General features: G+C 68.3%; 10 protein-coding genes and 1 pseudogene. 4 read left to right on the plus strand and 7 right to left on the minus strand.

Translation table 11 applies throughout. The features are described 5' to 3' along the window. A pseudogene (locus AACZ35_RS07215) lies at window positions 1-1230 on the plus strand (hypothetical protein); the annotation flags it as partial. Window positions 1231-1291: 61 nt separating this feature from the next. Here the strand turns inward: AACZ35_RS07215 and AACZ35_RS07220 are convergent. Both AACZ35_RS07220 and AACZ35_RS07225 read right to left on the minus strand, forming a co-directional pair. Next, window positions 1292-1645, minus strand: coding sequence for a cytochrome c (locus AACZ35_RS07220; RefSeq protein ID WP_339827676.1), 354 nt, complete (start codon window positions 1643-1645; stop codon window positions 1292-1294). Window positions 1646-1656: 11 nt separating this feature from the next. Next, window positions 1657-1983 (minus strand): cytochrome c, encoded by a 327-nt coding sequence (locus tag AACZ35_RS07225; RefSeq protein WP_339827678.1) that lies wholly within the window; start codon window positions 1981-1983, stop codon window positions 1657-1659. Between the two features lie 207 nt (window positions 1984-2190). Between AACZ35_RS07225 and AACZ35_RS07230 the strand changes: the two genes are divergently transcribed. Genes AACZ35_RS07230 through AACZ35_RS07240 form a run of 3 tightly spaced genes read left to right on the plus strand, consistent with a single transcriptional unit; the run spans window position 2191 to window position 9879 of the window. Further along, entirely contained in the window at window positions 2191-3357 is a 1167-nt protein-coding gene (locus tag AACZ35_RS07230; RefSeq protein ID WP_339827680.1) for an efflux RND transporter periplasmic adaptor subunit, read from the plus strand. Between the two features lies 1 nt (window position 3358). Then, window positions 3359-6793, plus strand: coding sequence for an efflux RND transporter permease subunit (locus AACZ35_RS07235; protein WP_339827682.1), 3435 nt, complete (start codon window positions 3359-3361; stop codon window positions 6791-6793). Continuing rightward, complete coding sequence (locus tag AACZ35_RS07240; protein WP_339827684.1) at window positions 6790-9879, plus strand: efflux RND transporter permease subunit; 3090 nt, start codon at window positions 6790-6792, stop codon at window positions 9877-9879. The genes AACZ35_RS07235 and AACZ35_RS07240 overlap by 4 nt, the downstream gene beginning before the upstream one ends. A gap of 47 nt (window positions 9880-9926) precedes the next feature. On the opposite strand, the gene AACZ35_RS07245 is transcribed toward AACZ35_RS07240, so the two are convergent. The 5 genes from AACZ35_RS07245 to ykgO form a co-directional block, all read right to left on the minus strand. Further along, complete coding sequence (locus AACZ35_RS07245; RefSeq protein WP_339827686.1) at window positions 9927-11141, minus strand: TraB/GumN family protein; 1215 nt, start codon at window positions 11139-11141, stop codon at window positions 9927-9929. Next, the gene (locus tag AACZ35_RS07250) at window positions 11138-12025 is read right to left on the minus strand and encodes a carbon-nitrogen hydrolase (RefSeq protein WP_339827688.1); all 888 of its coding nucleotides are present in this window, start codon (window positions 12023-12025) and stop codon (window positions 11138-11140) included. Before AACZ35_RS07250 ends, AACZ35_RS07245 begins: the two co-directional genes overlap by 4 nt. Beyond that, window positions 12022-13053, minus strand: coding sequence for an agmatine deiminase family protein (locus AACZ35_RS07255; protein WP_339827690.1), 1032 nt, complete (start codon window positions 13051-13053; stop codon window positions 12022-12024). Before AACZ35_RS07255 ends, AACZ35_RS07250 begins: the two co-directional genes overlap by 4 nt. Window positions 13054-13059: 6 nt before the next feature. Then, a complete protein-coding gene (locus AACZ35_RS07260; protein WP_339827692.1) occupies window positions 13060-13398 on the minus strand; it encodes a hypothetical protein in 339 nt (112 codons plus the stop codon). A 152-nt stretch (window positions 13399-13550) separates the two neighbouring features. Further along, on the minus strand, window positions 13551-13676 hold the full coding sequence (gene ykgO / locus AACZ35_RS07265) for a type B 50S ribosomal protein L36 (protein ID WP_005913193.1): 126 nt from the start codon (window positions 13674-13676) through the stop codon (window positions 13551-13553). Window positions 13677-13915: the final 239 nt, after the last annotated feature.

Here is a 13915-nt window from a genome sequence, read left to right on the forward strand (position 1 = left end):
GTCGACCCACTGCCGCCGCCGCCGCGCGAAACCACGCTGGTTTTCCTGGAGCCCATCCCGGAGCCCGAGCCCGAACCCCTGCCCGAACCGCCGCCCGAGCCGGAACCAGAGCCGGAACCGGAGCCAGTACCAGAACCCGAGCCCGAACCGGAGCCCGAACCCGAACCCATTCCAGAACCCGAACCCGTCGAGCCCGAACCCGAGCCCGAAATCGAGATCGAACTGCCGGCCCTGGACCGTCCGGTGCTCGATGCCGTGGACGTGCCTGAACCGGTGTTCGATTCACCGGTGCCGCGGCCGTCGCCGGTCACCGTGGACATCGCCATCGAAGACGCGCCGCCGCCGCCCGAACTCGCGCGCATCCAGGCGCAGGCGCCGACCATCGAACCGACGCCGCGCACCGACCTGCCCAGGCCGACGCCCGGCGTCGCCCTGGCGCCGGTGCTCGACACCACCGAGGTTGAACGCACCCGGCCGACCGTGGACTTCGAGCCGCTGGATCCGGACAAGAAAAAGAAGACCCGCATCGTCATCGACCCGATCACGCTCGAGCCGATTGAAATCGACGAAGCGATGGCCGCCGGCGACCCGCCGCCACCGCCGTCCCCGGCGCAGCAGGCGGCGGACGTCTGGGCGCCGGAATCACGCTCCGGCTCGCCAGCGCTGCAGGCCGTCGAACCCACGCCCAGCCGCGGCTCGCTGTCGCTCTACAATCCCGACGGTTCGCTGGCCCTTCCCGACGAGGTGCGCGAACAGATCGCCGAATCCGGCGGCGACGACCGCCGTTTCGGCTTCCGCCAGCCGGGCCTGGAGGAGTCGGCGGAATTCATGAAGCGCCGCAAGGTGCTTGAATACGAACCCACGCGCTTCGACGCTGCCTGGCGCCCCAACAACGACGTGCTGACCGAACTGCTGGAAAGGGCGGTCGAGGCCTCCACCATGTACGTGGACATTCCGATCCCGGGCAGCCCGGGTTCCAAGCTGCGCTGCGGCGTGGTCCTGCTCGCCGCCGGCGGCGGCTGCGGCATCGTCAACGCCAACGACAACGACGCCGTGGTCAACGCCGGAGACGACCCCAATACGCTCAGCCCGGAAGAACAGCGCCAGTGCGACCAGTGGTGGGAACAGATCGTCGACCCGCAGAGCCACGCCGCCTGGCGGCGCACGCGCGCGCTGTACGAAATCGAATGCCGCAAACCGCCGCTCAAGGACACGATGCCGCCGGGCTGACCCACCAAAACAAGAGGCCCCGCAATGCGGGGCCTCTTGTTTTGCAGCCTTTGCCTGCGCCTCAGCGCTGGTCGACGTCGCTCAGGTCCTGCAGGTCGCCTTCCTGGGCCGCGTAGAACGCCGACAGGTCGTCGATGTCTTCGTCGGTGAGGGCGGCGGCCATGCCGGCCATGATCGCGTTCTGGCGTTCGCCGGAACGGTAGTCGCGCAGCGACTTGGCCAGGTATTCCGGGTACTGGCCGGCCAGCTTCGGGTAGGTCGGATCCAGCGATTCGTTGCCGGTCGGGCCGTGGCAGGACGCGCAGGTCTTGGACTTTTCCTGGCCGGCGGCGACGTTGCCCTTCGAGATGGCGGCCAGCGCCGGGGTGGCCAGGGCCAGCAGCGACAGGGCGGCGAGGGTACGGATGGACTTCATATGCGTGGCCCTCACTTCTGCTTCTTCACACTGGACAGGTAGGCAGCGATGTCCGCGATCTCCTGGTCGGAGAAGGACTCGGCCTGGGCCTGCATGGTCGGGTGCTTGCGCTCGCCTTTCTTGTAGGCGGTCAGCGCGGCCACCAGGTAGGCCTCGTTCTGGCCGCCGACCTTCGGCACCCGGTAGGTCGGGTAGGCGTTTTTGTAGTCTTCGATGCCGTGGCAGCCGGTGCAGGTATAAAAAATGGCCTTGCCGTTTTCGGCGTCGCCACTGGCGGCGGCGGGCAGGGCGGCAAGGGCGAGCGCCAGGCTGGCGGCGGGCAACAGGATTCGCTTCATCAGGGTTTGTTCCGGCTCGATAGGGTCGGATGGTGCGGCGTAAACCGAAAGTATAGCCGGAGCATCGTTCCCGAGACGAGGGGGCAGGACCCGGTCCCCGCAACCCTTCTTCACCGGTCGGCATCCTGACTTCCGGCATGTGCGGGTCTCCGGGCCCGTCCTGTACTGTTCTATTCAACTACAACACCCCAGCCAGAAGCCGCCCCCATGAAGACTTCCCGTACCGTGCCGCCGTCCCGTTCCCTCGCCGCGCTGGCCCTGGCCATCTCCCTGGTTCTTGCCGGCTGCGGCGGGGGTGAACCGCCCGCCGAAGGCGAGGCCGGCGAAGCCGAAACCACCGCCCAGGCCGAAAAGGGCAAGACCGACGAAAAGAAGGTCGAGGCCGTACCGGTGGAAGTGGCGGCCGTCGCCAAGCGCCCGATCGCGGCCCGCTTCACCGGCACCGCCAACCTCGAGGCGCCGGGCGAAGCCCAGGTGGTCGCCAAGACCTCCGGCGTTCTGCTGCAGCTGCTTGCCGAGGAAGGCGACCAGGTGAAGGCCGGACAGGTCCTGGCCCGCATCGACCCGGAGCGTCCGCGCCTGGAAATGGAGCGCGCCCGCGCCACCGTGCGCAAGCTGGAAAACAACTACCGGCGCTCGCAGGAGTTGCTTGAATCCAAGCTCGTCAGCGCCGAGGCCAGCGACCAGATCCGCTACGACCTCGAAGCGGCGCGCGCCCTGTACCAGCTGGCCCAGCTGGAACTGTCCTACACCAACATCGTCGCGCCCATCGACGGCGTCATCGCCGCCCGCGCGGTCAAGCCAGGCAACCTGATCCAGCTCAATTCCAGCCTTTTCCGCATCGTCGACACCTCGCGCCTGGAAGCGGTGCTCAACGTGCCCGAGCGTGACCTGGCGACCATGAAGGAAGGCCTGACGGTGCGCATGACCGCCGACGCCATGCCGGGCGACGTGTTCGAAGGCGTGATCGACCGGGTCAGCCCGGTCGTGGATGCCGGCAGCGGCACCTTCCGCGTGGTCACCGTTTTCCCCGGCGGCGAAGGCCTGCGCCCGGGCATGTTCGGCCGCATCGAAGTCGTCTACGACCAGCGCAACGACGCGCTGACCGTGCCGCGTTCGGCGCTGCTGCAGGACGCCGGTGAAACGGCGGTGTTCGCCGTTCGCGACAGCAAGGCCGTGCGCGTGCCGATCGAAGTCGGCCATCTGAGCGGCGAACTGGCCGAGGTCCGCAAGGGCCTGGAAGAAGGCGACCAGGTGGTCACCGCCGGCAAGGTCGCCCTGCGCGACGGCGCCGCGGTGGAAGTGCTGAACCCGCCGGCCACCGCCAGCATCGAAGCAGCCCAGGTCGCCGACGCGTCCAAGGCCGGCCGCTGACATGAGCCTCGCCGAATTCTCCGTCCGCCGTCGCGTCACCGTGTTCATGGTGACGCTGACCTTCGTCCTGTTCGGCCTGATCGGCCTGGGCGCGCTGCCGGTCAACCTGCTGCCGGACCTGAGCTATCCCACGCTGACCGTGCGCACCGAATACACCGGCGCCGCGCCGGCGGAAATCGAAACCCTGATCAGCGAGCCGGTGGAAGAGGCCGTGGGCGTGGTCAAGGGCCTGCGCAAGCTCAAGTCGGTGTCGCGCACCGGCCAGAGCGACGTGGTGCTCGAGTTCGCCTGGGGCACCGACATGGACCGGGCCGGCCTGGAAGTGCGCGACAAGCTCGAGACCCTGAATCTGCCGCTGGAAGCCGAGCAGCCCGTGCTGCTGCGCTTCAACCCGTCCACCGAGCCGGTGATGCGCCTGGTGCTGTCCGATGCCAGCCAGCAGACCAGCGACGCGTCGCTGGTGCGCCTGCGCCGCTACGCCGACGAAGAGCTCAAGAAGCAGCTCGAACCGGTTGAAGGCGTCGCCGCCGTCAAGGCCGGCGGTGGCCTGGAAGATGAAATCCAGGTGGACATCGACCAGCAGAAGCTGGCGCAGCTCAACCTGGGCATCGGCACTATCATCGACCGGCTGGGCGCCGAGAACGTCAACATTTCCGGCGGCCGCATCGAAGACGGCAGCCAGCGTTACCTGGTGCGCACCGTCAACCAGTTCGCCGACATCGAACAGATCCGCGACATGCTGGTCACCGCGCGCAGCGCCGGTGGCGGCAACAGCGCGGCCCAGGAAGCCGCCGCAGCTGCGGCGCGTGTTGCCGCGCTGACCGGTTCTGCCGAGGCGCTGGCCGCGTCGGCGTCGGCACAGAGCGCCGCCAGCGGCGGTGCGAACGTGGCCGGCGGTGGCCAGGCGATCCGCCTGGGCGACGTCGCCACGGTGACCCAGGGTTTCAAGGAACGCGAGTCCATCATCCGCCTGGCCGGCAACGAAGCCGTCGAGCTGGCGATCTACAAGGAAGGCGACGCCAATACCGTCAGCGTCGCGGACGCCGTGCACGCCAACCTCGAGCGGCTTCGGCGCGAGCTGCCGGCCGGCATCGAACTGACCGTGGTCGACGACCAGGCCGTCTTCATCCGCCAGGCCCTGGCCGACGTGCGCTTTGACGCGCTGTTCGGCGGTGGCCTGGCGATCCTGCTGATCTTCTTCTTCCTGCGCGATGGCTGGAGCACCTTCGTCATTTCGCTGTCGCTGCCGATCTCGCTGATCGCCACGTTCTTCTTCATGGACCAGTTCAGCCTCAGCCTGAACGTGATGTCCCTGGGCGGCCTGGCCCTGGCCACCGGCCTGGTGGTGGACGACTCGATCGTGGTGCTCGAATCGATAGCCAAGGCCCGCGAACGCGGCCTGGGCATCGTCGAGGCGGCGGTGGCCGGCACCAAGGAAGTCAGCATGGCCGTGGTGGCCTCGACCCTGACCAATGTCGCGGTGTTCCTGCCGCTGGTGTTCGTCGAAGGCGTCGCCGGCCAGCTGTTCAAGGACCAGGCGCTGACCATTTCGATCGCCATCCTGATGTCGCTGGTGGTGTCGCTGACGCTGATCCCGATGCTGTCCTCGCTCAAGGCCAAGGCCCCGATGGGCTTCCCGGAAGAAGCGCCCGTGTCGCGCCCCGAGCCGGACAGCGCCCTGCTGCGCATGGGCAACCGGGTGCGCTACGGCCTGGGGTCACTGGTCGGGTTCCTGGTGTTCGCCGTGTCCTGGCTGGTGACGACGCTGTTCCGCGCCGTCATCGTACCCCTGGGACGCGTGCTGTCGTGGGTCGGCGGCTACGTGATGATTCCCTACTACTGGGCCGAGCGTCGTTACGCGCGCCTGCTGCCGGCGGCCCTGGCCCGTCCGGGCCGGGTGCTGGGCTCGGCCGCGCTGGCGTTCGCGCTGGCCCTGGCCCTGGTGCCGACCCTGGGCCTGGACATGATCCCGCAGCTGGCGCAGGACCGCTTCGAGATGACCGTGAAGCTGCCCGCCGGCACCCAGCTGCGCGACACCGACGCACTGATGCGCACGGTGCAGCAGCAGCATGCCGACGAGCCGGGCGTTCGCGCGCTCTACGGCGTCAGCGGCAGCGGCACGCGGCTCGACGCCAGCCCCACCGAATCGGGTGAAAACATCGGCACCCTGACCGTTGTGCTGGGCGAGGGCTACGACGAATCCACCGAAGCGGCGGCGACCGACAGCCTGCGCCGGACCATGGAGCAGCGTTTCCCGGGCGCCGAAGTCAGCTTCGGCCGGCCGGAGATCTTCAGCTTCTCCGTGCCCCTGGAAATCGAACTGCACGGCGCCGACCTGGGCGACCTGGAGCAGGCCGGCCAGCGCCTGGTGGCGCTGATGGAAGGCTCCGACCGCTTCGTGGACATCAAGTCCTCGGTGGCCGAGGGTTACCCGGAAATCCAGATCCGCTTCGACCAGCAGCGGGCCGCCGCGCTGGGCATGACCACGCGCCAGGTCGCCGACCAGGTGGTGCGCAAGGTGCGCGGCGAAGTGGCCACCCGCTACAGCTTCAACGACCGCAAGATCGACGTGCTGGTGCGTTCCCGCGAGGACGACCGCGCCTCGGTCGAAGACATCCGCAAGCTGATCGTCAATCCCGAAGCCGCCGTGCCGGTGACCCTGGATGCCGTCGCCGACGTGATCCAGACCACCGGCCCCGGCGAGATCCGCCATGCCAACCAGGGCCGCGTCGCGGTCGTGTCCTCGAGCCTGGCCTACGGCGACCTGGGTTCGGCCGTGGCCGAGGTCGAGCGCCTGGTCGCGGAAAACCCGCTGGGCACCGGCGTGGGCATGCGCATCGGCGGCCAGGGCGAAGAGCTGGCGGCCTCGGTGGCCTCGCTGGTGTTCGCCTTCGGCCTGGCGATCTTCCTGGTCTACCTGGTGATGGCTTCGCAGTTCGAATCGCTGCTGCATCCCTTCGTGATCATGTTCACCATCCCGCTGGCCCTGGTGGGCGCGGTGCTGGCGCTGTTCATCACCGGAGCAACGCTGTCGGTGGTGGTCTTCATCGGCCTGATCCTGCTGGTGGGCATCGTGGTCAAGAACGCCATCATCCTGATCGACAAGGTCAACCAGCTGCGCATCGCCGGCGTGCCCAAGCACGAGGCCATCCTGCAGGGCGCCTCCTCGCGCCTGCGCCCGATCGCGATGACCTCGCTGACGGCGCTGCTGGGCTTCCTGCCGATGGCCCTGGCCACCGGCGAAGGCGCCGAGGTGCGCGCGCCGATGGCGATGACGGTCATCGGCGGCCTGGCGGTGTCTACGCTGCTGACCCTGGTGGTTATCCCGGTGGTCTACAACTTGCTTGACCGCCGCAGCGACGAAAGTTACGTCGCCCGCGCCAAGCCCATCGTCATCGAAGAAGATGGCGGCGAACCGGAAGGCGCGCGCGCATGACCATCGCCGAACTCAGCCTGCGCCGGCCGGTGTCGGCGATCATGTTCTTCGTGTCGATGGTGGTCATCGGCCTGATCGCCGCCTTCCGCCTGCCGCTGGAACAGTTCCCGGACCTCAACGCGCCGTTCATCGCGGTCGAGTTGCCGTACCCGGGCTCGACCCCCGACGAGGTCGAACAGAGCCTGGTGCGCCCGGTCGAAGAGGCCCTGTCCACGCTGCAGGGCATCAAGAACCTCAACTCGATGAGCCGGGCCGACGGCGGCAGCGTCTGGATCGAGTTCTCCGACTGGGACCGCGACGTCGAAGTGCTGGCCTCGGAGGCGCGCGAGCGCATCGACGCCATCCGCGACGAGCTGCCGGACGACTTCCAGCGCTACCGGGTGATGAAGTTCTCGACCAGCGACGAACCCGTGCTGCGGGTGCGCCTGGCCAGCGAACGCGACCTCACCAACGAATACGACCTGATCGACCTCAAGCTCAAGCGCCGCCTGGAACGCATGCCGGGCGTCGCCCGCGTCGAGATCTCCGGCGCCACGCCCAGCGAAGTGGAGGTGGCGATCGACCCCGACCGCCTGGCCGCCCACGGCCTGAGCCTGAACGAGCTGGCCATGACCCTGCAGGGCGTGAACTTCTCGGTCTCGGCCGGCACCATCGAAGACGGCGCGCGCCGCCTGCGCGTGCAGCCGGTGGGCGAACTGCGCGACATCCAGGAGCTGCGCGAACTGGTGGTCGGCGCCAACGGCCTGCGCCTGGAACAGGTCGCCGACGTGCGGCTCAAGCCCCAGCGCATGAACTACGGCCGCCGCCTGGAAGGCCGCCCGGCGGTCGGCATCGACGTCTTCAAGGAACGCAACGCCAACCTGGTGGAAGTCTCGCGCACGGTCCTGGCCGAGATCGAGCAGATCGGCCGCGAGTCCGATTTCAGCGGCGTGCGCATGATCCTGATCGACAACCAGGGCGACAACGTCACCGGTTCGCTGCTCGAGCTCACCGAAGCCGGCATCATCGGCCTGGTGCTGTCGGTGGCGGTGCTGTTCTTCTTCCTGCGGCACTGGCCGTCCACGCTGATGGTCAGCCTGGCGATCCCGATCTGCTTCATCATGACCCTGGGCTTCATGCATTTCCTGGGCGTCACCCTGAACGTGCTGACGATGATGGGCCTGCTGCTTGCGGTCGGCATGCTGGTGGACAACGCCGTGGTGGTGGTGGAAAGCATCTACCAGGAACGCGAAAAACACCCCGGCAACCCGCGTTACGCCTCGATCATCGGCACCAAACACGTGGCCATCGCGCTGTCGGCCGGCACCCTGTGCCACTGCATCGTGTTCGTTCCCAACCTGTTCGGTGAAACCAACCAGATCAGCATCTTCATGGTGCAGATCGCGGTCACCATCACCGTGTCCCTGCTGGCCTCGTGGCTGGTGGCGATCAGCCTGATCCCGATGCTGTCGGCGCGCATGAAGACGCCGCCCGCGGCGACCGCCCGCACCGGCATGATCGCGCGCATGCAGGACCGCTACGCGGCTTTCCTGGACTGGACGCTGCGCCACCGCTGGACCAGCGTCGGCGGCATCCTGCTGATCGTCGCGGTCAGCGTGGTGCCGATGACCCAGACCAAGACCGACTTCTTCTACCAGGAGCCGGGTCGCGAGCTGGACATGTTCTACCGCTGGAACGGCGCCTATTCGCTGCCGCAGATTTCCGAGGAAGTGCTGCGGGTCGAGCGTTACCTCGATGAAAACCGCGAGGAACTGCAGATCGAGCAGATCTATTCCTGGTACAGCGAACAAGGCTGGGCCGGCACCAAGGTCACGCTGCGAAGCGAAGGCCGCGGCCTGCGCGACCCGCTGGAGGTCATGGAACAGATCCGCGAGGAAATGCCCAAGTCGGCCCGCGCCACCGTCGGCTTCGAGCAGGGCGGGCAGCAGGGCGGGCAGGGCAACTCCGACACCGTGCAGGTGTCGCTGATCGGCGATTCCTCCGAACAGCTCAAGGCGCTGGCCGAAGAGATCGTGCCGCTGCTCGACCGCCGCGACGAACTGCGCGACGTGCGCGTGGACACCGGCGACGAGAACTCCGAGCTGGCGATCAGCGTGGACCGCGACAAGGCCCTGACCTACGGCTTCAGCGCCGAGGAAGTGGCCCGTTATGTCGGCACCGCGCTGCGCGGAACGCCGCTGCGCGAATTCCGCCGCGGTGAATCCGAGGTGCCGGTGTGGGTGCGCTTCGACGGCTCCGAACAGTTCGGCGTCGAGGACCTGGCCGGCTTCACCCTGCGTGCACCCGATGGCACGGCGATCCCGCTGCTGGCCCTGGTGCGCGTCGATACCCAGGAAGCCGCGACCCAGGTCTTCCGGCAGAACCGCCGCACCACGCTAAACATCCAGTCCAACCTGGGCGAAGGCGTCACCGCGCCCGATGCCCGCAAGGCCATGGAGGAAGTGTTGGGCGGGATGAGCCTGCCGCCGGGCTACCACTGGAGCTTCGACGGCATCTTCCGGCAGAACGACGAAGCCGGCGCGCAGATGCTCTTCAACACGATCATCGCCCTGCTGATGATCTACGTGGTGATGGCGGCGGTGTTCGAGTCGCTGCTGTTCCCGGCGGCGATCATGTCCAGCATCGTGTTCTCGATCTTCGGCGTGTTCTGGCTGTTCTGGATCACCGGCACGGTGTTCACGATCATGGCCTCGATCGGCATATTGGTGCTGATGGGCGTGGTGGTGAACAACGGCATCGTGATGGTCGAACACATCAATACGCTGCGCCGGAAGGGCATGGATAGAACAACCGCCCTGGTGCAGGGCAGTCGCGACCGCCTGCGGCCGATCCTGATGACCATGGGCACGGCGATCCTGGGCATGGTGCCGATTGCCCTGAGCACCACCCAGATGGCCGGCAGCGGCCCGCCGTATTACCCGATGGCCCGCGCCATTGCCGGTGGCCTGGCCTTCTCGACGCTGGTGAGCCTGCTGTTCCTGCCGACGATCTACGCGATCCTCGACGACCTGAGCCTGGCCGTCTCCCGCCGCATCGCCCAGGCCCGCCGCAAGGCGCCGCTGGGCGGAGTGGTCACCGAAAGCTAAAACCGGGGGCAGAGTCGAATTAAATAGTTGTGACTCTGACCCGGGTTTCAGGCCAGCTTGCTGAGCAGGGTGGCACCGCCGATCCACACGGCGATGGCGGTGCCCAGGCTGGTCAGGAAGAAGTTGACCAGCACGCGCGCGACGCGGTTTTTCCACCAGCCGCTGATGTGGCCGGTGTCGTCGCGCAGGCGCAGGAAGTCGGCATAGGTCGGCTTGCGCACCCAGGCTTCGACCAGAGCGCTGACCGTGCCCGAAGCCAGGGCGGGGTGCAGCGGCGTCAGCGGTGAAGACACCGCCGCGGCCAGGATGCTCAGCGGATGCCCGCCGGCCGCCAGGCAGCCCAGCGCGCCGCCGGCGGCCGTGATCAGCGCCCACTGCAGCACCATCTCGCCGCCCAGCTCGGCGCCGCCCTGCCAGAAGCCCCAGGCGAAACCGCCCAGCAGGAATACCGCCAGCACGATCGTGAACCACGGGATGTCGCTGCTGCGCGGAAGCTCGTTCAGGGCGTCCAGCGCCGGCTGCGGCGCGTCGTTGTCGCCGCGCAGGTGTTCGGCCAGGCCCTTGAGGTGGCCGGCGCCGACCACGGCCAGGACTTCCCGGCCACCTTCGGCGCCGACCTGGCGCAGGCGGTTGGCCATGAACTGGTCGCGCTCGGCGATGATCGCCCGGTACAGCGGCGGGCTGCCGGCGGCGAATTCGCCGAAGCTGGCTTCCAGGAAATCGCCTTTTTTCAGGCGCTCGATTTCTTCCTCTTCCACCGACTCGTCGGCCAGCAGGCTGGCGCCCAGGCCGGCGATGAGCTTGGTGCGGCCCCAGAAGCCCAGTGCGCCGAAGGCGCGGCGGAGGGTGATGCCGACGTCGCGGTCCACCAGGGCCAGGCGCAGGCCACGGGCCTGGGCGCCGACGGCCGCGGCCTTGAGCTCGGCGCCCGGCTCGACCTTCAGCTGCTCGGCCAGGCGCCGCTGGTAGGCGGCCAGGGCCAGGTTGGCGGCGACCAGGCCGGTCTTGCCTTCGCGCAGGATCTGGAACAGGTCGAGTTTCGACAGCGCGTCGGGGTCGGTCAGGGCGCGATGGCGCTGCACGTCGAGCTCGACCGCGATGGTGTCGTAGCGGCCGCTGGCAAGCGCCGCTTCCACCGCGTCGATGCTGGCCTGTGACACGTGCGCGGTGCCCAGCAGCGTGTAGCGCACGCCGTCGCGTTCAACGATGGCGTGGGGCTGGTCGTGCAGGCCGTCGGGGACGGTACCTTCGGCGGCGTTCAATCCCGGTACCGCTTGAGCAGGTCGCCGTAGGCGTCGATGCGGCGGTCGCGCAGGAAGGGCCAGATGCGGCGCACGTCTTCGCTGCGGGCCAGGTCGACGTCGGTGACCAGCACTTCGGGGGCGTCGTTGCCGGCCTCGGCCAGGAACTCACCCTGCGGGCCCAGCACGTGGCTCGAGCCCCAGAAACGGATGCCGGAGGCGCCGGTCGGCGACGGCTCGTGGCCGACGCGGTTGCAGCTGAGCACGGGCAGGCCGTTGGCCACGGCGTGGCCGCGGTGGCTCAGGATCCAGGCGCCGCGCTGGCGGTCCTTTTCACCCGGCTCGTCGTCCGGGTCCCAGCCGATGGCGGTGGGGTAGAGCAGCACTTCGGCGCCGGCCAGCGCCATCAGGCGCGCCGCTTCCGGATACCACTGGTCCCAGCACACCAGCACGCCCAGGCGGCCGACCGAGGTATCGATGGGCTCGAAGCCCAGGTCGCCCGGCGTGAAGTAGAACTTCTCGTGGAAACCCGGGTCGTCGGGGATGTGCATCTTGCGGTACTTGCCGGCGATCGAACCGTCGGTTTCAAAAACCACCGCGGTGTTGTGGTACAGGCCGGCGGCGCGGCGTTCGAACAGCGAAGACACCAGCACCACGCCGTGTTTTTTCGCCAGCGGGCCCAGGCGCTGCGTGCTGGGGCCGGGGATGGCTTCGGCACGGTCGAATTCGCGGGTGGCCTCGTGCTGGCAGAAGTAGGCGCCGTTGTGCAGTTCCTGCAGCAGCACCAGCTTCGCGCCGGCGGCCGCGGCTTCGGCGACGCGGGCCTCGATATTGGCCAGGTTGGCCTCGACGCTGCCGTGGTCGCGGTCCTGGACCAGGGCAACACGCAGGGAGTTCTTCTTCATGCCAGCAGGCCTTCGGGTAGTTGCATGGTGACGCAGTGCAGGCTGCCGTTCTGCCAGATCAGAGGCCGGCAGTTCACCGGCACGATCTCGCGGCCCGGGAAGGCTTCGGCCAGCACCCGGGCGGCGGCGGCGTCGGCGGCGTCGCCGTAGGCCGGCATCAGCACGGCGTCGTTGATGATCAGGAAATTTGCATAGGACGCCGCCAGGCGGCGACCTTCGTCGAGCACCGGCCGGGCCCAGGGCAGCGGGAACAGGCGGTAGGGCTGGCCGTCGGCGGTGCGCAGGGCGGCCAGCTCCGCTGCCATGGCCTGCAGTTCGGCGTAGTGGCTGTCGCCGGGGTCGTCGCAGGCCTGGTAAACGATGGCGTCGGGCGCGGCGAAACGCGCCAGGGTGTCGATGTGGGCGTCGGTGTCGTCGCCCTCCAGGTAACCACGGTCGAGCCAGAGCGTGCGCGACTGCACCAGCTCGCTCTCGAGCAGCGCGGTGATTTCCGCGCGCGACTTGCCCGGGTGGCGTTCGTGCAGGCAGCGCCAGGTGCTGAGCAGGGTGCCGCGGCCGTCGGTTTCGATGCCGCCGCCTTCCAGCGCGAAGTCCACGCGCCGGTGGCTGGCGTCGTGGAACAGACCGGCGGCGTGAAGTTTCGCCACCAGCTGGTCGTCGCGGCCGGCTTCGAACTTGCCGCCCCAGGCGGTGAAGTGGAAGTCGAGCAGCCGGAAACCCGGGCCCTCGCGCAGGGTGATCGGCCCGGAGTCACGCAGCCAGGTGTCGTCGTATTCGACTTCGAAAAAACGGACCCGGTTCAGGTCGACGCCGGCCGAGCCCAGCTGGGCGGCGGCGCGGGCGCGCAGGTCCGGGCCGGCCACGCAGACCAGGGCAGGCTGGAAGCGGGTGATGGCGGCCACCAGGCCGACGTAGGTCTGTTCGACCTGGGCCAGGCGGTCGGCCCAGTCGGTGCCTTCATGCGGCCACGCAAGAAGCACGGCGGACTGGGGTTCCCATTCCGCCGGGAAGCGAAGAAGTTGTGACATTTGGCTCTACTGGATGGGCTTGGGGCCGATCTCTTCGGGCCGGCTCTTGGCGGCCACCGCGTCAACGACGTGGTTGTATTCGAAGTAGACCGAAAAACCGGCGTAGTCCCAGCGGGTGATCGGCGGGTTGTGCTGGCGCGAATTCGGGCCGGCGACCGGGGCGTGCTTGCGGTCCGGGGCGCCGTAGGCGGCCTCGACCTGCTGCATGGACTGGCCACGGGCGGGCAGGGCGGCGGATTCGGCCCGGACGCGATCGACCAGCAGCGTGTCGGCGGACGCCGGGGACGCCTGCAGCAGCAGGCCGGTGGCCAGGGCAAGGGCCAGGGACAGGGGATGGGCCTTCATGGAGCACCTCCGCGGGTTCGTCGGGATGACGGGTAGGGTCGGGATCATCGCAAAACCGGCCTGAACGCGCCATCCGTGCCCGGGGGGGCCGGGCCGGGAAACAAAAACGCCGGCTTTCGCCGGCGTCTTCGTTTCCAACCTGGCTGCCGCGCTTAGCGCTGGCGGGCCTTGAAACGCGGGTTGGACTTGCAGATGACAAAGACCTTGCCGCGGCGGCGCACGACCTTGCAGTCGCGATGGCGGGTCTTCGCCGACTTCAGGGACGAGAGCACTTTCATGGCAGTTCCTTAAAGGGGTTGGGGCGATAAAGAAGCGGGAGTATAGCCGAGTCCAAAACGGCTTGCAATACAAGCGTTTGGCCCGGTTGGAGCCGCCCCGGCCATCCCGGGGCCCTTGTGGGAGGGACTTCAGTCCCGGTGCCCTCGGTCTTGGCCTTCAGCCAAGTGTCGCCCCCGCTGGTTTCGCGGGTGGAGGCAGCGTGCAGTCGCCCTGGCCGACACGGCGCAAGTACGTCCAT

This window comes from uncultured Arenimonas sp. (assembly GCF_963976025.1).
In the GTDB taxonomy this organism is placed as follows: Bacteria; Pseudomonadota; Gammaproteobacteria; order Xanthomonadales; family Xanthomonadaceae; genus Arenimonas.